This window comes from Streptosporangium sp. G12 (assembly GCF_052983175.1).
Genome location: NZ_JBRIQO010000021.1, coordinates 153,983 through 169,834 on the forward strand (window position 1 = coordinate 153,983; position 15,852 = coordinate 169,834).

Annotated in this window: 33 protein-coding genes; 2 read left to right on the top strand and 31 right to left on the bottom strand. The window is 66.8% G+C overall.

Features of this window, described 5'->3' with window-relative positions; translation table 11 throughout:
• Nucleotides 1–5 precede the first annotated feature (5 nt).
• The 4 genes from ACVCAG_RS30150 to ACVCAG_RS30165 all read right to left on the bottom strand — a co-directional run bounded on the left by ACVCAG_RS30150 (nt 6) and on the right by ACVCAG_RS30165 (nt 3,376).
• Nucleotides 6–245 carry a hypothetical protein gene (locus ACVCAG_RS30150; RefSeq protein WP_447190811.1) on the bottom strand — a complete coding sequence of 80 codons (240 nt, stop codon included), beginning with the start codon at nt 243–245 and terminating at the stop codon, nt 6–8.
• Complete coding sequence (locus ACVCAG_RS30155) at nt 242–856, bottom strand: zinc finger domain-containing protein (protein WP_447190812.1); 615 nt, start codon at nt 854–856, stop codon at nt 242–244. The genes ACVCAG_RS30150 and ACVCAG_RS30155 overlap by 4 nt, the downstream gene beginning before the upstream one ends.
• Entirely contained in the window at nt 853–1,959 is a 1,107-nt protein-coding gene (locus ACVCAG_RS30160; protein WP_447190813.1) for a helix-turn-helix domain-containing protein, read from the bottom strand. The genes ACVCAG_RS30155 and ACVCAG_RS30160 overlap by 4 nt, the downstream gene beginning before the upstream one ends.
• A gap of 76 nt (nt 1,960–2,035) precedes the next feature.
• A complete protein-coding gene (locus ACVCAG_RS30165) occupies nt 2,036–3,376 on the bottom strand; it encodes an HNH endonuclease (RefSeq protein WP_447190814.1) in 1,341 nt (446 codons plus the stop codon).
• Between the two features lie 135 nt (nt 3,377–3,511).
• Between ACVCAG_RS30165 and ACVCAG_RS30170 the strand changes: the two genes are divergently transcribed.
• Nucleotides 3,512–3,760: a hypothetical protein gene (locus ACVCAG_RS30170; protein ID WP_447190815.1), complete on the top strand. Its 249-nt coding sequence runs from the start codon at nt 3,512–3,514 to the stop codon at nt 3,758–3,760.
• 26 nt (nt 3,761–3,786) lie between these two features.
• Here the strand turns inward: ACVCAG_RS30170 and ACVCAG_RS30175 are convergent, their stop codons facing one another.
• From ACVCAG_RS30175 to ACVCAG_RS30285, 23 genes are all read right to left on the bottom strand, one after another.
• Nucleotides 3,787–4,056 (bottom strand): hypothetical protein, encoded by a 270-nt coding sequence (locus ACVCAG_RS30175; protein ID WP_447190816.1) that lies wholly within the window; start codon nt 4,054–4,056, stop codon nt 3,787–3,789.
• 834 nt (nt 4,057–4,890) lie between these two features.
• Complete coding sequence (locus ACVCAG_RS30180) at nt 4,891–5,550, bottom strand: hypothetical protein (RefSeq protein WP_447190817.1); 660 nt, start codon at nt 5,548–5,550, stop codon at nt 4,891–4,893.
• 53 nt (nt 5,551–5,603) lie between these two features.
• A complete protein-coding gene (locus ACVCAG_RS30185) occupies nt 5,604–6,032 on the bottom strand; it encodes a hypothetical protein (RefSeq protein WP_447190818.1) in 429 nt (142 codons plus the stop codon).
• Between the two features lie 21 nt (nt 6,033–6,053).
• Entirely contained in the window at nt 6,054–6,272 is a 219-nt protein-coding gene (locus ACVCAG_RS30190; RefSeq protein WP_447190874.1) for a WhiB family transcriptional regulator, read from the bottom strand.
• 80 nt (nt 6,273–6,352) lie between these two features.
• Nucleotides 6,353–6,754, bottom strand: a complete 402-nt coding sequence (locus ACVCAG_RS30195) for a hypothetical protein (RefSeq protein WP_447190819.1) — start codon at nt 6,752–6,754, stop codon at nt 6,353–6,355.
• Nucleotides 6,747–6,986 carry a hypothetical protein gene (locus ACVCAG_RS30200; protein ID WP_447190820.1) on the bottom strand — a complete coding sequence of 80 codons (240 nt, stop codon included), beginning with the start codon at nt 6,984–6,986 and terminating at the stop codon, nt 6,747–6,749. Before ACVCAG_RS30200 ends, ACVCAG_RS30195 begins: the two co-directional genes overlap by 8 nt.
• Nucleotides 6,987–7,061: 75 nt before the next feature.
• On the bottom strand, nt 7,062–8,174 hold the full coding sequence (locus ACVCAG_RS30205) for a hypothetical protein (protein WP_447190821.1): 1,113 nt from the start codon (nt 8,172–8,174) through the stop codon (nt 7,062–7,064).
• Nucleotides 8,171–8,299: a hypothetical protein gene (locus ACVCAG_RS30210; protein ID WP_447190822.1), complete on the bottom strand. Its 129-nt coding sequence runs from the start codon at nt 8,297–8,299 to the stop codon at nt 8,171–8,173. Before ACVCAG_RS30210 ends, ACVCAG_RS30205 begins: the two co-directional genes overlap by 4 nt.
• Nucleotides 8,296–8,478 carry a hypothetical protein gene (locus tag ACVCAG_RS30215; RefSeq protein ID WP_447190823.1) on the bottom strand — a complete coding sequence of 61 codons (183 nt, stop codon included), beginning with the start codon at nt 8,476–8,478 and terminating at the stop codon, nt 8,296–8,298. Before ACVCAG_RS30215 ends, ACVCAG_RS30210 begins: the two co-directional genes overlap by 4 nt.
• Nucleotides 8,475–8,894, bottom strand: coding sequence for a hypothetical protein (locus ACVCAG_RS30220; protein WP_447190824.1), 420 nt, complete (start codon nt 8,892–8,894; stop codon nt 8,475–8,477). Before ACVCAG_RS30220 ends, ACVCAG_RS30215 begins: the two co-directional genes overlap by 4 nt.
• A complete protein-coding gene (locus ACVCAG_RS30225; protein ID WP_447190825.1) occupies nt 8,891–9,361 on the bottom strand; it encodes a hypothetical protein in 471 nt (156 codons plus the stop codon). The genes ACVCAG_RS30220 and ACVCAG_RS30225 overlap by 4 nt, the downstream gene beginning before the upstream one ends.
• Nucleotides 9,354–9,509, bottom strand: coding sequence for a hypothetical protein (locus ACVCAG_RS30230; RefSeq protein WP_447190826.1), 156 nt, complete (start codon nt 9,507–9,509; stop codon nt 9,354–9,356). The genes ACVCAG_RS30225 and ACVCAG_RS30230 overlap by 8 nt, the downstream gene beginning before the upstream one ends.
• Nucleotides 9,506–9,721, bottom strand: coding sequence for a hypothetical protein (locus ACVCAG_RS30235; protein ID WP_447190827.1), 216 nt, complete (start codon nt 9,719–9,721; stop codon nt 9,506–9,508). The genes ACVCAG_RS30230 and ACVCAG_RS30235 overlap by 4 nt, the downstream gene beginning before the upstream one ends.
• A complete protein-coding gene (locus ACVCAG_RS30240) occupies nt 9,718–10,104 on the bottom strand; it encodes a hypothetical protein (protein ID WP_447190828.1) in 387 nt (128 codons plus the stop codon). The genes ACVCAG_RS30235 and ACVCAG_RS30240 overlap by 4 nt, the downstream gene beginning before the upstream one ends.
• Nucleotides 10,105–10,213: 109 nt before the next feature.
• Nucleotides 10,214–10,717 carry a hypothetical protein gene (locus ACVCAG_RS30245; protein WP_447190829.1) on the bottom strand — a complete coding sequence of 168 codons (504 nt, stop codon included), beginning with the start codon at nt 10,715–10,717 and terminating at the stop codon, nt 10,214–10,216.
• A 93-nt stretch (nt 10,718–10,810) separates the two neighbouring features.
• Nucleotides 10,811–11,236, bottom strand: coding sequence for a DUF7736 domain-containing protein (locus ACVCAG_RS30250; protein ID WP_447190830.1), 426 nt, complete (start codon nt 11,234–11,236; stop codon nt 10,811–10,813).
• Nucleotides 11,236–11,712 carry a hypothetical protein gene (locus ACVCAG_RS30255; RefSeq protein WP_447190831.1) on the bottom strand — a complete coding sequence of 159 codons (477 nt, stop codon included), beginning with the start codon at nt 11,710–11,712 and terminating at the stop codon, nt 11,236–11,238. The genes ACVCAG_RS30250 and ACVCAG_RS30255 overlap by 1 nt, the downstream gene beginning before the upstream one ends.
• Nucleotides 11,713–11,734: 22 nt before the next feature.
• Nucleotides 11,735–12,055: a hypothetical protein gene (locus tag ACVCAG_RS30260; protein ID WP_447190832.1), complete on the bottom strand. Its 321-nt coding sequence runs from the start codon at nt 12,053–12,055 to the stop codon at nt 11,735–11,737.
• Entirely contained in the window at nt 12,052–12,444 is a 393-nt protein-coding gene (locus ACVCAG_RS30265; protein ID WP_447190833.1) for a hypothetical protein, read from the bottom strand. Before ACVCAG_RS30265 ends, ACVCAG_RS30260 begins: the two co-directional genes overlap by 4 nt.
• A 14-nt stretch (nt 12,445–12,458) precedes the next feature.
• A complete protein-coding gene (locus ACVCAG_RS30270) occupies nt 12,459–12,719 on the bottom strand; it encodes a hypothetical protein (RefSeq protein ID WP_447190834.1) in 261 nt (86 codons plus the stop codon).
• A complete protein-coding gene (locus ACVCAG_RS30275; RefSeq protein ID WP_447190835.1) occupies nt 12,716–13,078 on the bottom strand; it encodes a hypothetical protein in 363 nt (120 codons plus the stop codon). Before ACVCAG_RS30275 ends, ACVCAG_RS30270 begins: the two co-directional genes overlap by 4 nt.
• Nucleotides 13,075–13,857 (bottom strand): BRO family protein, encoded by a 783-nt coding sequence (locus ACVCAG_RS30280; protein WP_447190836.1) that lies wholly within the window; start codon nt 13,855–13,857, stop codon nt 13,075–13,077. Before ACVCAG_RS30280 ends, ACVCAG_RS30275 begins: the two co-directional genes overlap by 4 nt.
• Nucleotides 13,854–14,042: a helix-turn-helix domain-containing protein gene (locus tag ACVCAG_RS30285; RefSeq protein WP_447190837.1), complete on the bottom strand. Its 189-nt coding sequence runs from the start codon at nt 14,040–14,042 to the stop codon at nt 13,854–13,856. The genes ACVCAG_RS30280 and ACVCAG_RS30285 overlap by 4 nt, the downstream gene beginning before the upstream one ends.
• Nucleotides 14,043–14,154: 112 nt before the next feature.
• Here ACVCAG_RS30285 and ACVCAG_RS30290 point away from each other — a divergent pair, with 112 nt between their 5' ends.
• A complete protein-coding gene (locus ACVCAG_RS30290) occupies nt 14,155–14,499 on the top strand; it encodes a helix-turn-helix domain-containing protein (protein WP_447190838.1) in 345 nt (114 codons plus the stop codon).
• A 102-nt stretch (nt 14,500–14,601) separates the two neighbouring features.
• Here the strand turns inward: ACVCAG_RS30290 and ACVCAG_RS30295 are convergent, their stop codons facing one another.
• Genes ACVCAG_RS30295 through ACVCAG_RS30310 form a run of 4 tightly spaced genes read right to left on the bottom strand, consistent with a single transcriptional unit; the run spans nt 14,602 to nt 15,833 of the window.
• The gene (locus ACVCAG_RS30295; RefSeq protein ID WP_447190839.1) at nt 14,602–15,003 is read right to left on the bottom strand and encodes a hypothetical protein; all 402 of its coding nucleotides are present in this window, start codon (nt 15,001–15,003) and stop codon (nt 14,602–14,604) included.
• A 10-nt stretch (nt 15,004–15,013) separates the two neighbouring features.
• Entirely contained in the window at nt 15,014–15,142 is a 129-nt protein-coding gene (locus ACVCAG_RS30300; protein WP_447190840.1) for a hypothetical protein, read from the bottom strand.
• Nucleotides 15,143–15,147: 5 nt separating this feature from the next.
• Nucleotides 15,148–15,288 carry a hypothetical protein gene (locus ACVCAG_RS30305; protein WP_447190841.1) on the bottom strand — a complete coding sequence of 47 codons (141 nt, stop codon included), beginning with the start codon at nt 15,286–15,288 and terminating at the stop codon, nt 15,148–15,150.
• Nucleotides 15,288–15,833: a hypothetical protein gene (locus ACVCAG_RS30310; protein WP_447190842.1), complete on the bottom strand. Its 546-nt coding sequence runs from the start codon at nt 15,831–15,833 to the stop codon at nt 15,288–15,290. The genes ACVCAG_RS30305 and ACVCAG_RS30310 overlap by 1 nt, the downstream gene beginning before the upstream one ends.
• Nucleotides 15,834–15,852: the final 19 nt, after the last annotated feature.

Genomic DNA, 15,852 nt, shown 5'->3' on the forward strand with positions numbered 1-15,852 from the left:
GGAGATCACCGGTCTGCCGACATGTCCGACAGAACCCGGACGAGCTCAAGGATCTGCTTGCTGCTCAGGCCGTTGACGAGCATCTGGGCGACGAACAGGGTGTCGTCCTGGGCTTCAGCCCCAGCCTGGACTTCGGCGTCCTGGATGGCTTTCCGAAGCGCCTGCTGAGCAACCCTGGTGACCGAGATGCCATGCGACCGGGCCTGGGCGGCGAGGTGATCCGGCACGTAAAACGACGTCTTCACTTCGACTCCTCAGAGGTCAGCGCCTTCTCGGGGATCAGCTCCGCGGTCTGCTGGCCGCGGATCTCGACCCACCGGGCCAGGCCAGCGGCGACGAGGCGGGCGTCGTGGGCGGGAGCGGTGGACAGCGGCTTGTTCCCTGCGTTCAAGCACCGGTCGCCGGGCATCGCCTTGCACCGCGGGCACTGAACGACCATCGCCGCCACCCGCAGCTCACGGTGCGGGTCATCGCCGCGGGCCTTGACGTACTCGCCGTTCGGCTCCGCGCCACCACCGGACACGATCGCCCGCGGAGGCGTCCACCCGCCAGCAAGCCGCTTGAGGCCCTGCTGAAGCTGAGCCTGGTAGTCGCGGGGGTCGCCATCCGATGCGGGCGCGTCCAGCACGGCACGCTCCAGCCGGCGGGCGCGGATCGCCTTCACTCGCACTCGGACGTGGGCAGGCATCAGCCAGTCCGTCGTCTCGGTGTAGTGACCAACGACAGCGGTCTGAGCATCCGGATAGTCCAGGTCACCGACTGCGGCATGCCAGGCGATGACGTCAGCCTCACCGACCTTGCGGCGGTCATAGGCGGCGGCAGTAGTGAGCAGGTCAATGACCTCGTCGTGGGTCATGAGGTGATCTCTCCAGCGATAGTCGAGGGGGCGGCCGGACCGAACCGGCCCTTGAGTGCTTGGGCTTGGGCCACACGGTCATCAGTGGTGGAGCGGGCCGGCGCCGGGCCAGTCGTGCCGGTCGGGCGAAGCTGGTGGACCTGGGCATCACCGCGATGCCCGCGGGACTTCATTTCGAGCTGGCCGTACTTGTCGCGAAAGGTCGGCATCGAGTGGATGTTCTGGCTCCAGAAGCCGTCCCTCTGAGACCAGTTGAGGACCTGAAGTGCTTCCTCAAAAGGGACCTCGTCCTTGTCGAGGAGAAGCCGGGCTTCCCGCCGCCATGCGTCGCTGACGGCGTCGGGGGTCTTGCGCACCTGGTTGTGCTTCATCCACCCGAGGAGCCGGGCACACAGCCGCTCGACGTCTTCCCGCGGTACGGCGTCGGTGGCAGGTTTGCTCTTTGAAGGCTTCTTGGGGGGAGAAGAAGAGGGGTTGTTCTTTTGGTAGTTCTCCGTAGGAGAACTACTTGCGCGGCCAATTTGGCCAGTGGTCAATTTGGCCACTGGTTCCGAGCTGGGGATGTCCGTTTCGGAGGGCTCCCCTACCGGCCAATCTGGCCACAGGTCAGATTGACCATTGGCCAAATTGGCCGGTAGGTGTTCTCCCTGCTCAGGCCCACTGTCCAGATTGACCAGTGGCCAATCTGGCCGTTGGTCGGGCTCCCTAACGGCCAGATTGGCCACTGGGCTGACCTGCCTACCGTCCAAATTGGCCGGTAGGGATTCGCTCGGGTTCAACCGGCACCGATCCGAGATCCGATGCCCCTTTTCGTCGAACCGCTTGTGCCGCTGGATGTGCCCGCCGTCCTCCAATTGCTCCAGGTATCGGCGGACCGAACGGGCGGACAGAAGAGCAACTTCGGCGATCTCTTCCTGGCTGGCCAAGCACTCCCACGAGTCGTCTGTCATGACTGCGAGACACAACAGAACGATCCGCGCGCCGGGGTTGTTGGCGACCGGCTGAGCCCACGCCCAGGCGACCGCCTCGCGGTCCAGGCCCAGATGATTCCCGGCCGCCGGCATGGCGGTCTGGACGGCATCCCGGAGCGTGTTGTCGTTCACCTGGACGAGTTCTCCTTGCTGGTGGTGCTCTTGCTGAGGTAGCTGAGTGGGGCCCGCCCAAGGGCGGGCCCATGGTTCAGAAGGGCGGATCGGTGTCCTCCGCGGGCTCGATCGCGCTGAATTCGGTCACGACGAGCGGCAGGCCGGTACTGGAGCTGATGATCTGGCCGTCGACAAGCCGCTCCAAGTGGCGCTCGCAGACGATGTGCGCATCGCATTCCTCGCCGCAGCTGACGCACGCCTCAAGTCGCATTACGTACGCAGGCTGGCCGGGACACATTGCTCCGTGGTCGCCACGGGTAGTGCACAGACCGCCGAAGACCGTCCGATTCGCTTTGTTCTTCTGGGCGTAATTGGCGGCCATCACCTCGATGTGCATCAGGCGATGAGGGTCGTCGCTGTAGCCAAGGAGCGTCGTGGCGCACGCGATCCACTCGGCGCTCTCCTCCGGCGGAAGCTGGTTGAGGTACTCGCGCGCTTCCTCGAACTTGCGCCGTCGCCACATCTCGTTGACGGTGTGGATGAGGATGTCGCGGTCGCTAGGCTCCTCCCCTTGGTGCGCCTTGATCTCATCTATGGCGTATTCGCGGCACTTGGCCACCAGGTCTTCGGGGTGCAGCTTCAGCAGGCGCTCGATCGTGTTGTGCAATCTCTCAAGGTCGTAGCGCGCCTCGGTGAACGCATATTCGGCGGCCGTGATCTTGCACTCGATCTCGTCTTCAGGCTGCTCGCCATACTCGCGAGCTTCAACGAGGTACTTCTCCTGCTCCTCTTTGTCCAGATTGTCGAGCAGGCTGGATGCGAGGTCGTGGCGCCCGTCTTGAAAGTCATCGACGATGGGGCCTGGATGGGACGGCACGAGCTTGGCGCCCGCGACGATGATGTGCGCCGCGTCCTGGAGCTTCTTCACTTCTTTCCATGCGGCGCCGCACATGTACTTGAAGACGTCGTCGGCCTTCACATGGCGGGCACGCATGGCGATATCCACACAGTCCAGCAAGATCGGCAGCGGAAGCCCGACCTTAAGAAACCTGTCGACGGACAGTCCCCAGTCCTCCGGGCGCGCGACCGGCGGCCGGCCTTCGCCCCACGCCCGCCACTTCTTGTCGAACGCGGCGCGGGCCGCCTCGTGCTCGCCGACCATGTTCTCGGCCGCGGCCTCGATCGCGCGGGCCCAGCGGAAGGCGTCTTCGGAGACCTGCTTGACGGTCGCGGCGTTCGGCGGGACGGAGGTCTTGCCGCTGTTGCAGGGCGCGCAGGCGGTCACCAGGTTCGATGGGTCGTCGCTTCCGCCGAGGGTGACGGGGATGACGTGGTCGATGGTGATCTCTACGTTGGGCGCCTTGGCTCCGCAGTAGTGGCAGGTGCTGTTGTCTCTGCGGAAGATCTCAGAGCGGAGACGCTTGCTGACGGCCAAGGGGGGCTCCTGTTGCGGATGGTTCGGAGATGTCCCACCCACTCTATGCCACAAAGATTGAGGCATACGACTTTGAGGCTTGTAACTTGTTGGCCTCTGATATGTTGGCCTCAAGTGAGGTGCGATCATTGAGAGGTGTCCGACCCGATGACCGGTATCCGTCGCGCTGCATCCGCCCTTGAAGAGGCCAAGAAGCAGGCCCGGCAGCTGATCGCCGACGCTCAAGTCGAGCTCGGCCGGGAAATCCTGGCTGCCCGCGCTAGCGAGGTCCAGCAGAAGGACATCGCCGCCGAGCTCAAGCTCACGCGGGAACAGATCCGACGCTTCCAAGTCGCGGCCCGCGACGCCGACCAAGCCGCGGCCGGTTCTCCTGCGGCTGAGTGAGGGGTTCACCCCTCCCCCCTCGGTGATCATGGAGTCACCTCCACGACTTCGATCCCGGCCGCTGCTGCTCGTCGCGTGCAGTCCTGGGCGAACTCTCCAGCGATGTGCTCCAACACGATCACCGCGATAGCCCGCGGGTCGTCGTAGATGAACCCGTGATCCTCCGCATGCCGGCACTCCTGCCAGAGGACGTCGACAAGCGAATCCGAACATCCAGGCTGGTCTTCTCGCAGCGCGGCGGCGCGGGCCTGGAGACGTTGCACGGCGGCGGCGAGAGCATCCGTGTCGCTGGTCATGGATCCCGGGCTCCTTCTCGTTTGGTGGGTGGGGTGGGCCGGTAAGCCCACCCCAGGGGACGTCAGATCAGGCGAGAGCAGGGGTGACTAGTCGGGACGGGTGGGAACGGGGTGTCTCCGGGGAGCTCCGGGTTTGGGAAGGCATGGGTAGTCGGGTCGGCTGGGACGGGATCGCGTCGGGCCGGCGCAGGATTGGTCCGAGCTGGAGAGTCGGCGCGGCTTGGGGCGGCATGGCTGGGCACGGCGAGGTCAGGCTGGTATTTGGGTGGACAAGTCGGGGAGGGCTCGATGCGGCGAGGGATGGCCTGTCGGGTCGGCACGACATGAGATGGCAGGGGTCGAAAAGTCGGTGTGCGACGAGACGGCAGGGGTTGAGAAGTCGAATTGGGTCGGCGCGGGCGGGGTAGAGATGTCGGCTTGGCTGGGTGTGGGCCGGGAAGGCATGTCGGGTCGGCGGGGCATGGTGTGCTGCGGCTCGGGTTGGCGTGTCGGCTGAAAGGACTGGTCCGGGTAGGCGAGGTGTGTCGGCACGGAATGGCTGGGCTTGGGTTGTCGGGACGGGCAGGTCAGAGCGGGGATGGCTAGTCGTCAGGGGCAGGAAGGCAGTGGATCGGCTTGTCGGGTCGGTCAGGCGGGGGGTGGCAAGACATGTCGGCAAGGCGAGGACGGGAGTGGGGTGGACTGTCGGTAAGGCTCGGCGGGGATCGGGTAGGCGTAGGCTCGTCGGCCTGGCTGGGGTGGGGGTGACAGGGCATGTCGGCGAGAGAGGGCAAGGCAAGGCATGTCGTGCTGGAATGGCTAGCCGTGTAGGGACGGCGTCGCGGGTGCTGGTCATCAGGCCATCCGGTCGAACGCGAGCAGCTCGAACCGGCCGTCGCTCCGGCCGCGGTCGGAGCCGATACCGATCTGTTCGCCGGCCTGCCAGATCCGCGACCACTCCTCAACGGTCAGGAAGTCATCGCGGACCAGCAGCGTGAACTCCAGCTCAGGCTCTTGGACGTACTCGACGCGGTTGATGCTGGACCGCGGACCCTGCGGGCCGTTGGTGTGCTTGATGCGTTCCTCGATCGCGGTGGGCTCCTTCACGCCGAGGCTGATGTAGTCCTCCAGCACGAAGACTCGCTCGGCGGCGCTGCTCATCAGCCCCTTGCGGAACCCTTTAGCGACCTTGGTTTTGCTGGGCCAGTCCACGCCGGGAAACGCGGAGTTCATCCACTCCTTGAGGGCGGCCTTCATGCATCTGCCCTCGTAGGCGAGTTCGCCGGTGTCGGGGTGGCGCAGGAACCCGTTGATCGACGGCGCCGCTTCGGACTCCATGACCGCTTCGGCCAGCTCATCCGCGGATGGCTGCCGGTCCGGGAACCGCTCGGAGAGGATCTTCGCGGTCATCTCGTCAAGGTCGCGGCCGGTGACTTCCATCCGGGCCTTCAACCAGCCCTTGATGACGCTTTCCGATGACGGAACCCCACCCACGATCTTGTTGGTGCAGCGCAACCGGACCCGGTACGTCGTGAACTCCGGATCCCCGCCGAAGATGCTGAGGGCGCTCACTGGCCGACCGCCTTCCGGCTGGTGGCGTCGGCGGTGGTCAGTTGCAGGACTGGGCGAGGCGCCTGGGCGAGCTTCAGCGCGGTCCTCAGGTCGTCGTTCTCCCGCTTCTTCGCGTCGAGCTTCGCCTGCATGTCAGCGACGTACCGGGCCGTCACATCAGGCACCTCGACCGGCTCGACCGCCTCCGCTGCGGCCTGCCGGACAGCGCGCCGGGCCCGCCCGTAGTTCACGACCGCGGCCTGCACTTCGGTGGTGCGCTGCAGGGTGCGGAAAAGGTCGAATAACTCCCGCGGCGACTTGCCGTCGAGTGTCTGCCCGGTGATCGTCTCGATGTCTTTCTGCAGATCCGCGTCGCCGCGGATCAGCTCCACAACGGCGTCGAACTCGGCGGCGCTGTAGTCCTGCGGGGGGCGCTTCTTCGTCATCGTGTAGTTCCTTGATCTCGATCAGGCGGTGGACGCGGCGGCGCGGCGCATTCGCCGGCGCCGCTCAGAGGCGCGCTCGTCCTCGTTTAGGCCCCCGTAAGTGCCGTATTTCTCTGGGCGGGACAGCGCGTAGTCCAAGCACTCGGACCGGACGAGACACTGAGCACATATCGCCTTGGCCTTACGTTCGCGAAGGTCACGCTCGGGCTGACGCTCGCCGTCTGGGCCGAAGAACAGCACAAGGTCTTCGCCCCAGCACTCCGCGTCGTCATGCCAAGACCACGTCGGGCGGCCTCCGCGGGCGACTCCTGCTTTCGCCGTCATCGCGCCGCCTCCGTCCGGGGCTGTCCGGCGTTCCGGATCGTTCCGAACCGTTCCGCAGCGTTCGAGATCGTTCCGGACTGTCCGGTCTCATCCGGAACCGTCCGGCAGCATCCGAGGCCATCCGGAGACGTCCGAGAGCACCCGGTGTCCGGAGTCATGCCAGCCTCTTCGGGCTTCAGGCCGGCCAGTGAGAGCGTGATCCGAGCGATCGACTCGATCAGGTCGACGCTCTTCCTGTCTTCTGCGGCGGCGGCGACGGAGCGCAGTCCCAGGAACATCTCCACGAGGTCCTTGGCGAACCGGTGCCGGGTGTGATCCTCGTGGGAGGCGTATTCCCGGGCGACGATCTCAGCGACGCTCACAGCGCCCTCGGGGAATGTCAGCGTGGTCTCAGGCATCCGCGGCCTCCTTAGCGGCAAGGTGCGCGGGCACGTCTTCCAGAAGCCGGTACAGGGCGTGGAACTCCGCAGGGGTGAGGGTTGTGGTGCGGGTGGCGCTGTCGTGTTGGAGGTAGGTCATGCCGCGGACATCACCGTTCGGGAGGACGTCGGTGACGAGGAAATGACGGCGGCTGCGGAGGCGGGCAGCCCAGATTTGAGCTCGACGAGGTTGGGGGATGCGTTCAGGCATCGTCGGCCTCCGTGTGTGGTCCGGTACAGGGGCGGCCCTCGAACTCGGCCAGCACGCAGCAGTAAGGGCGGGGCATCACGCCACCTCCGCGAACAGATCGAGCTGCATGGACGGGGCGGGAGTCGCGGAGGTGACCTCTCGGTTGCTGTAGTCGCCGCCGTAAATCGCGGCCAAGTAGTCGCGGATCGGCTGCTCCCACTCGACCCCGAGCGCCGTGCCGAGCACGGCCGCGGCAACGACCGGGGAGACGACGTCCGCGGACTGAAGGAAGCGCTTGGAGCGGGAGCCCTGCCACGGGTAGTCCGCGGGGAAGCCCACGAGGAGACCGGCCTCGGAGTCAGTGAGTTGGGCGCCGTCCGACACGCGCTTCCACGAGCGGGCCTTGCTGGTCAGGCACCATGCGGTCTTGTCGGCTGAGAACTCGTTGCCGCCGCTGGTGCGTCGCTGCCCACGGGTGTTGATTCGTTCACCAGCGGGCCAATCGAGAGCGGCGGCCATCGTGGTGACGGGGAAGATGTGGCCGGCGGGCGGCAGTTCGTCTCGGGGCGCCGCGAAACGGCCTGTGGTCCACAAGGAGCGCATCGGCAGGCCGGTCAGGTCAGGCGCGTAGTTGCGGCAGGCGATCAGGAAGGTACGGGTGCGGTTGCTGGCCACGCCGAGGTCCTCAGCGGCCACGGTGAGCACCGCGAGATCGATCCAGTTCGCCGTGGCAGCGAGTTCGGCTCCGACCTCCTGCCAGAGGGGAAGCACGCCGGGCACCTGCTCGGCGATGACCACCTGCACGTCGGGCAGCAGGAACGCGAATCGCAACGTCTCGACCACCAGGGCCGAGCGCCGGTCGTGGAGTTCGGCGATCGCCTCCAGGTAGGCGTGCTCGGTGACCATGCTGGCGAAGTAGTCGCCCAGCAGGGTTAGGGCCGCTCGGATGGCGGGAAAGTCGTCCAGCCCTTTGCCGAGCCCGCCCCGACTGAAGGGCGGACACGGCGGGGTGATGACGGCGATGGTGGTGCCCGAGAAATCATCGGGGTTGAGGTCGGTCACGCTCGCACGGGTACGCAGAAAACCGGCCGCGGTTGCGGTGGCGCATGCGTCGGCGTCGATGTCGTAGCCGTGAATGGGCTGGTTGAGGTCGAGGATGCGGGCGCCCATGTCGACGCCGCCGGGGCCAGCGAATAGATCGAGGATCACTTCCCCTCCTCCTCTGGTGTGCAGGTGATGGTGGGCTCCAGCGGGTCAGGGGCGTAGTGGTGGAGCTGGTAGGCGACGACGGCCGCACCTACCAGCACCACCGCGGCGGGGAGGAAGCCGCTCACTGGCGGCGCTCCGCGTTCAGCAGGTCCTTCAGCTCCTGATCCATCGAGCAGGACCGGCACACCCGCTCACAGCAAGAGAGGGCAGTGCGGCTCAGGATCCTCACCAGGCCAGCGCCGACAGCGACCCCGACGAGGCCAGAGAACGAGCACGCGGCGAGAACCGCGACCATCTCGATCACGGCGCCTCCCCGGCGATGCCGGCGCGGAGGCGGAGGATCTCGGCGTAGTGGGATTCGCTCGTCTCGATCGCCAAAGCGAGGTCTCGCTTCGCCTGGTTGTTCAGGCGGATCAGGGCGGCGTTCTGCTCATCGACCAGGGTGAGGCGTGCTCCCTGCTCGGCGAGGTCGCGTTCCATGCGGCGGATCGGACCGTTCCGCTGGGTGCGGTCGAAGTCGAGTCCAGCGACGAACCCGAGGGCGACGCCGATGGTGAGGCATACCCAGGCGGTGAACGCTCCTCGGGTGCCGTTCAGAAGGCCGCAGCAGGTGATCGTGAGGGCGTAGACCGTGGCGATGATGGCTGGCTGCCACAGCCTCGGGGAAGGGCTCAGGGCGTGCCCTGCGGTCAGGGCGGCGCGAATCTTGGACAGCTTCACCGCTCCCCCTCCTCTGTGGTGGAGGGGGCGTCAAGAGCAGTGCGGGCGAGGGCCGAGAGGTCCCGCTGAATCGAGCGGAAAGCGATCTCCTCCAACGCGGCGCGGAACCGGTCCCGCTCGGCGAGCAGCCCCATGTTCTTGGCCGTCAGGTCGGCGACCACCTGCTCCAGGTCCGCCGCTTCGGCCTCGGCCTCATGGAGACCTCGAGCGAGGGCGGGCGCGTCCACGGCGTACACCGGCACGGCGCGCGGACACTGCCAGCTATCTCCAGACCCCGCACGGTTCTTCGGGTGCGTCAGCGACATCGACACACTCGGGGCGGGCTGGAACACGAGGCCCTCGCCTTCAACCCACTCCCATTCGTGGTGACTGGTGCCTGTCGGCTCGTCGGAGTGGTCGCAGTGGTAGCCGACCGGGCCACGCTCGCGGATGGCGTCCAGTTCGGACGCGGGCATGGGCTCAGCCACGGCGCGCCTCCTGCCTGTCCCACTTCAGGACGAGCACCGGCAGCGGGCAGAAGTACAGGGCCGTAGGGGCGATGTAGAGGCCGACCCAGAGGTCTCGCGGCTCCAGGTAGATCGACAGGCGGCCGATGCGCAGGCGACGGGCGCTCATGAGGTCACCACCTCAACGAGGCTCTTGACGATCCCGCCCAAGAACACGCCGACAACGAGAACCAGCTCAATCTCCAGGGCGCCCGCGTAGCTGATCGTCGGGATGACGTCCCACCACGAGTGGTGCAGGGCTCCGATGAGGAGCATCAGGAACCATCCGCCGACGACCCAGCCGAGGCCGAGCAGGACGACGAACGTGAAGAACGCTTTCATCGGCTCTCCGCCTCTCCAGAGGAGACAGACAGAGCAGCGGGAGAGCAGGTGTGGTCGGCGGCTTCCGCGTTCAGCCCAGCCAGGGAACTGCCTGCGTCGATGCACGCGATGATTTCGCCGCACTTGTCGCAGCGCAGGTACATGTAGCCGTCGCCGGACCCGCTGACGTAGGCAGGTCCGGCCAGCAGAACCGGCGTCTCCTCGCCCTCGACGACGACCACCCGGAAGTTCATCTGGGCCAGCAGCGACTTGTCGTCGTCACCGAACGGGCCGATGCTGATCTTCACGACGTTGCCGTGGCGCGACAGGCCCCATCCGTAGATGCAGAGCGCATCGGACACCATCGTGACGATGTCCTCGACGCTGGGCGGGGTGAGTTTCATGGGGTGGGCTCCTGCTGGTACGGGTGGTTGCGTGTGAGGGCGGGGCGGGCTGTGTGCCGGCCGATTGGTTTGCGGGCCACGTAGCGCCGCCAGAAGCGGCGGAGAGCGGTCACCGGGTTCCGTCCTGACCGATCTCGGCGTGGGCGGCGTTGAACCGGTCCAGCGGGTCCGGCTGCACACCCGTCAGGTTCGGGTCGGTGCCGTTCCATGCCGCCGCGTGGGCTCGCTGGTCGCCCTGCGGCGTCTCCAGCGGGTGGACCTTCACCCCGTCCACCTGCTGGATAGGGAAGCCCAGCACCGTCAGCGTGTCCGCTGCTCCCTGGGCGATGTCGCGTCCCTGCTGGGTGTGGGTCAGGTGCTGGCGGCGGGTCAGGTCGCGCTGCTCGATCCACTGCTCCAGATCCGCGAGGCGCTGGCGGACCTCGGCGGCTTCTCTGGTCCAGCCGTCGATGTCGGACTGAGCCTGAGCGGCGTTCTTGGCCTCCCCCTCGGCCCAGGTGGTGGCCTGCTCGTACTGCTGACGCAGGGCGGCGGTGATGGACTGGGCGGCTTCGGGGGTGGCGAACGCCACGACGGGCTGGGGCTGCTTGGGGTCGCCGTTGCGGGGCTTCATGTGGATCTCCACGGTTCGGGGTCTGGAAGGATTGGTGGTGGCGGTCCCGGATCTCCTCGATTTGCCCGAGGAGATCCGGGACCGTTCCGGGGTTCAGGGCAGTCGCTTCAAGGTGGGCGACTCGTTCGGGTCCTCCGGGATCGTCAGCACGTCGATCGGCAGGTCCGGGCGGATCGTCCGCATCTCGGTGATCGGGTCGATGCGGGTGTGCTCGCCGGGTGCGAGCGGCGCCACGAAGCGGGTTTCGCCGAACCGCTCGACCTGCTCGGCCAGCCACGCCTTCACGTGCGCTTCGTCGGCGAACTCGTCCGGCACCTCGACGTCAGCGAGGTCGGCATGCTGGACCAGCAGCGGTCCCGCGCACTCGCGGGCAGCGCGGGGAAGCTGGTAGGTGAACAGGTCCTCGCCCGTCATCCAGTTCAAGATCCCGTAGACGCCGCCCATATGGGTCGGAGAGACGAGGCGCCCCGTGGTGACCGACAGGACATCGCCGAGGTGGAAAGCGCGGCTCTGGCTCACTAGGCACCGCCGTAGGGGGTGACGAGAGTGTCAGCGGAAACGACTACGGTTTCGTCGTCGCCGGGCACCCCAAAGAAGGTGTACCGGACCGCCACCAGGCGACCTTCGAGTCCGGCGCCAGCGACGTCGAGGATCTTGACCGGCTCGCCGCCGTTCCACTCCGAGTACGTGACCAGCGCGCCGGGCTCGACCTGGATCACCCGGATCCCGGCGGGTTCGGGCTCTACCTGACCCGGCTCCGACGACGGCTCAGGCTCAACTCCAGCCGCCTCATGCCACGCCCGGATCTCTGGCTCGTCGATGTAGGACTGTGCGGCCATGGAACCGGTCAGGGCGGTCGCAGCAGCCAGCGCGAGCGTCGCGTGCACATGGGCGGCGAGGAGGATCCCGTCGCCGCGCTGCGGGTCGTTGTGACCCACGTGGTTCGCTTCCTCGATTAGCCGCTCGGCCTCACGGAAGTGAAACGGTCCATCCATCGCTGTGTCTCCGTTCGGGGGTTCAGGGGGTGGGGGAGGGAGGGGTGGGGAGGTTTCGGTTCCACGAGGCGTGGAACGCGCGGTTCTCCTCGCACGCCGTGATGTACGCCTCCGAGGCGCGCTGCTTGGCGATCGCGCGGTCCAGCCGGTCGATCAACTTGGGGTCAGCAGTGGTGAGGCGGAAGGCGTGGGAGTAGTCCCAGAAGTTGCCCATGAACTGGACCGCCCCTCTCTCAAGGTCACGGCGAGTAGTGCCGAAGACCTCGCCGTCCGGGTGGAGGAGGTTGCCACCTTCGAGGCGTTCGAAGAGGAGGTCGAGGTTCTCGGTGCCGAAGTCGCTCACTTCTCCTCCCCAAGGGGAAGAGCAGCCGGGGTGAGGGCCTCGATGGTGAATTGGCCGCCGTTGTTGAAGCCGCAGGAGATCCAGCCCTTCATCGCCTCCAAGTCCACGTAGACCTCCACGTCTCGGGACATGAGGTACGGCCGGGCGTCAGCGTGGATCAGGTCGGCGAGGTGGTTGGCTCCGGCGGCGATGACGACGAGCGGCGGGACGTCCCGGCGGCGGCCGACCCGCTCGTACGTGACCCGGTACTGGGCCTGCGCCGGGCTGGTCTCGTCGAGGTAGGCGTCCACGTCCGGTGTCTCGACCTGCTCGGCGAACTCGCGGACGGGCGGCGGGGTGAGGGTGACCCGGTTCATGTCTAGGCCGAGTTCTTCGCGATTGATGATCATGTGCGGGTCTCCGTTCAGGAGGAAGGGGGAAGCGGGGCGTTGATGGCGCGGGCGACCTTGAGCGCGTACCGGAAGTCATCGGGCATCGGCCCGTCCTCGCGTACCTCGATGCCGTCCCACGACTCCAGCCAGGACGCGAGCGGCTTCCGGGCGTTCAGCAGGTTGACGATGAGCTGGAGGAGTTCCGGGTTTCCGCAGAGGCCCTCGATGGCGCCGTAGTGCCTGGTGTCACGCAACCGGGCAGCAGCGGCGGCCAGGTCCTCAGCGGGGCTCACGACGCCACCGCCATACGCTTCGGGGCGATGAACTCGACCCACTTCTCGCACTCGTGGTCGGCTTTCCAGGTCCGGCAGTCCTCCTCAGTGAAGGACTCCTTCTCGTCGGCCCAGTCCTCTCCCATGGAGGCGTCACAGGTCTTGCACACGGCGTCCCACGACGGCTCGGGAGCCTTGGGCTCCTCGATCTCCTGGCCGCGGCAGGCTGGGCAGTGGATCCGCTTGACGTGCTTGCCGCCCTCGGTGGGGCCTTCCCAGACGACCCATCCGGCGGCTCTCGCGCCATAGCTGATGTGCTCCGGTTTGATGCTCGCCGGGGCGTAGACGGACGGGCAGGACAGGCACCTGATCACGCTCATGACGCCTCGCCTTCGATGGCGAACAGGCCGGGCTGGTGGTTGAAGTGCTTGACGAGGCGCTTGCGCAGCCAGTCGAGGCCCTCCGGAGTGACCGATGTGACGGGCTTGCCCGTGGTCCCGGCGCGTCTCGTGGCGACCCGGAAGTAGGGATCCATGTAGCGCTGGTACGGGGTGTTGTTGCTCTTGAGGATCTGGAGGTCGCGAAGCAGGATCAGGAAGTTGGTCCGCCCCAGACCGCCAGTGACGCGATCGAAGATCTGCGCGACGGCGGCCCAGTCGAACGTGCCGTCGGCGTCCATGAGGTCGGCCCACGACTCGGCGGGCTCACGCATGGCGTCCCGTTCCCGCTTCGTCTGCTCGTGCGCCTCAACTTCGTCCGCATAGGCACGCAGAGCGGCAGGCAGCTTGGTGGGGATGGCGGGATCCGTAGAGGCGGCGATGGTGTACTGGCCGGTCTTGCGAAGCGCGGGCAGGACGTCTGCGGTCACCCATTCTTGGAACGGGTCGGCGACAGCGGTCTTGCTCCGCATGATCAGTCGGTACAGGCCCGGCTCGGAGATCAGAACCGTCTGTGGGTCCAGCCCCAGGTCAGCGAGGGGGAACGTTTCGTTACCCCCACGGTGACGTGCGGGAACGTGGTCCTTGATCGCCTTGCGGGTGTTGGTGTAGGCGAGGATCGTCGCGGCGTCCTTGCCGACGAACCAGGGATCGCCGTTGATCAGAATCGAGCGGATGTCCTGACCGGTCACCGGGAAGCGGAACAGTTCGATCTCGCTCACTGGTCGCCACCCACGGACATCTGGTTGCGCTCCAGGTAGCGCTGAATCGACTCCAGCGGGATGCGCAAGTGCGAGTTCCGGGCGGGGCCTTTAAAAGCCTTGATCTCGCCCGCCTTGATGAGTTTCGCCAGCGTGGCCCGGCCTTTGCCGATGGCTCCGCAGGCTTGCGCGGTGGACAGAAGCATGTCACTTACCTCCATTCGCTTGCTCAGTCACAGTACAAGAGTGAGCAACTTGGCGCAACGGAAAAGGCGCGTCTCGTTGGTCAGAGACAGGACAACGGCGTACAACCGACATGTGACCGACAGAGCCCCCGCTGCGCCACTCCACGCCCTCGTGCTCAAGACCCTGAGCGAGCAGGGCCGGAGCCAGAACTGGCTGCACAAGCGAACCGGCGTCTCCCGGAACACGATCGCCTCGTGGAAGACCCAGCCCCGCCCACCTCAAGCCGGGACCGTGCTGACCATCGCCGACGCGCTCGGCATCGACCGAGGCGAAGCGCTCCGCCTGGCTGGCGTCATGGATGACGCCGCCGCAGCGAGAACGGGAACCGCCCCGGATCTGTCGGAGATCCCCACAGACGCTCTCGTCGAGGAGCTCCACCGCATCGGCGACGAGCTGCGCCGACGCATTCCCAACTGACACCCGTCTCCTCCTTTCGCGTGGTTGGTCTGCTGGCTCCCGAACAGCAGACGGGGCCCGGCCCCGCCGTCTCCCTCTGAGAGGGCGGGACCGGGAGAGGGGTCAGAACGGCGAGTCGTCGAGGCGCTCCCACGGCGACAGGGTGAGCGTCCGCATGTACGCGGTGGCCCTGTTGCCATGCGCGGCTTCTCGCGCCGCCTCCGCGCTCGTGTAGTCCACGAACAAGTTGCAGGCGTCAGGTGTCTGGTCGCCGCCGACCGCGACCCCGAACCGGCACTCGACAGGCAGCGCCTTCCGCCGGGAGCGGTCCTCACGCGCCCGCCGCAACTCCCGAACCAGGTCCGGGAGCGCGGCCAGCAGCTCCGCCTTCGTCGAGGTGAGCGTCATCACTGGGGGCAGTTCGTTCAGGAGGCGCTCGATCGCGTCGAGGTCGACGGACTTCTCTAGCCCGTCGGCAGGTTCGTCCGGCGGTTCGGAGTGCCAGCCGGGTTCGTTCTTGGCCATCGGGGGTCTCCTACGGGTGCGGCGGGGCTTGGGCGGGGTCGGGCTGCGCGGGGAGGACGAACAGGCCGTCGGCCTCCTCCTCCTCGTTGGGGTCGGCGAGGGGCTCTTCGGGCTCCAGGAACACGGGGTGGTCAGCCACTGCGATCACCCGGCCGTCACGTGGTTGACCAGAGCGATAACCGCCCAGATGACGACGCCGATCAAGGCCAGCGACACCAGGGCAGAAGCGATCCACACGGCGATGAAGCAGCCGGCGCCCAGGTCTTCGGGCCCGCGCCTGGCCATCAGTTGCCGACCTGCGCGACCAGCGACACCGGAGTCTTGACGTCCTGCGGTCGGTCCGACTGGAGGTAGTCGCCGGTCCAGGTGATCAGGGTTCCGTCGGTGGTGAAGAAGAAGATCCCCGGCTCGTTACCGCCGTACGTGCCGTCGTCGCCGGCCGAATCAACGACCTGGTAGCAGGCGGACGCGCCGCAGGCGTCGATGATGTCGTCCTGCGGCAGGAGCTGCGACGACACGGACGTGACCTTGCCCTTGACCGTGTAGTACGAGATGACCTTCGCGTCCTTCGACAGCAGGTACACGTACGAGACCCGGGACGGGTTGTTGCTGCGCTTCAGGTACTCCGACAAGTTCGCCCGATCCAGCGGGCTGTTCAGGTCGCCCGCAGGGAACGGAACGGCCTTCTCGTACTTCTTCTGCTGGTTGCCGCTCGTCGCCTGCGCCGCTTCGCGCTCCTTGCTGCCGCTGTCGCAGCTACCGGCGGTGGTCGCCAGAACGAGGAGGGCCGCGCCGAGGGCGACCGCGCCGCGCTTGTTGATGCTCTTCATAGGGGGTCTCCGATCAGGG

Bases quoted from the DNA above. Each gene is read 5' to 3' on its own strand.
- ACVCAG_RS30310 (WP_447190842.1), bottom strand. From the start codon at position 15,833: ATGAAGAGCATCAACAAGCGCGGCGCGGTCGCCCTCGGCGCGGCCCTC.
- ACVCAG_RS30235 (WP_447190827.1), bottom strand. From the start codon at position 9,721: ATGAAAGCGTTCTTCACGTTCGTCGTCCTGCTCGGCCTCGGCTGGGTC.
- ACVCAG_RS30305 (WP_447190841.1), bottom strand. From the start codon at position 15,288: ATGGCCAGGCGCGGGCCCGAAGACCTGGGCGCCGGCTGCTTCATCGCC.
- ACVCAG_RS30285 (WP_447190837.1), bottom strand. From the start codon at position 14,042: ATGCTTCTGTCCACCGCGCAAGCCTGCGGAGCCATCGGCAAAGGCCGG.
- ACVCAG_RS30155 (WP_447190812.1), bottom strand. From the start codon at position 856: ATGACCCACGACGAGGTCATTGACCTGCTCACTACTGCCGCCGCCTAT.
- ACVCAG_RS30255 (WP_447190831.1), bottom strand. From the start codon at position 11,712: ATGGATGGACCGTTTCACTTCCGTGAGGCCGAGCGGCTAATCGAGGAA.
- ACVCAG_RS30230 (WP_447190826.1), bottom strand. From the start codon at position 9,509: ATGAGCGCCCGTCGCCTGCGCATCGGCCGCCTGTCGATCTACCTGGAG.
- ACVCAG_RS30240 (WP_447190828.1), bottom strand. From the start codon at position 10,104: ATGAAACTCACCCCGCCCAGCGTCGAGGACATCGTCACGATGGTGTCC.
- ACVCAG_RS30195 (WP_447190819.1), bottom strand. From the start codon at position 6,754: ATGCCTGAGACCACGCTGACATTCCCCGAGGGCGCTGTGAGCGTCGCT.
- ACVCAG_RS30200 (WP_447190820.1), bottom strand. From the start codon at position 6,986: ATGCCTGAACGCATCCCCCAACCTCGTCGAGCTCAAATCTGGGCTGCC.
- ACVCAG_RS30245 (WP_447190829.1), bottom strand. From the start codon at position 10,717: ATGAAGCCCCGCAACGGCGACCCCAAGCAGCCCCAGCCCGTCGTGGCG.
- ACVCAG_RS30185 (WP_447190818.1), bottom strand. From the start codon at position 6,032: ATGACGAAGAAGCGCCCCCCGCAGGACTACAGCGCCGCCGAGTTCGAC.
- ACVCAG_RS30275 (WP_447190835.1), bottom strand. From the start codon at position 13,078: ATGAGCGTGATCAGGTGCCTGTCCTGCCCGTCCGTCTACGCCCCGGCG.
- ACVCAG_RS30265 (WP_447190833.1), bottom strand. From the start codon at position 12,444: ATGATCATCAATCGCGAAGAACTCGGCCTAGACATGAACCGGGTCACC.
- ACVCAG_RS30295 (WP_447190839.1), bottom strand. From the start codon at position 15,003: ATGGCCAAGAACGAACCCGGCTGGCACTCCGAACCGCCGGACGAACCT.
- ACVCAG_RS30175 (WP_447190816.1), bottom strand. From the start codon at position 4,056: ATGACCAGCGACACGGATGCTCTCGCCGCCGCCGTGCAACGTCTCCAG.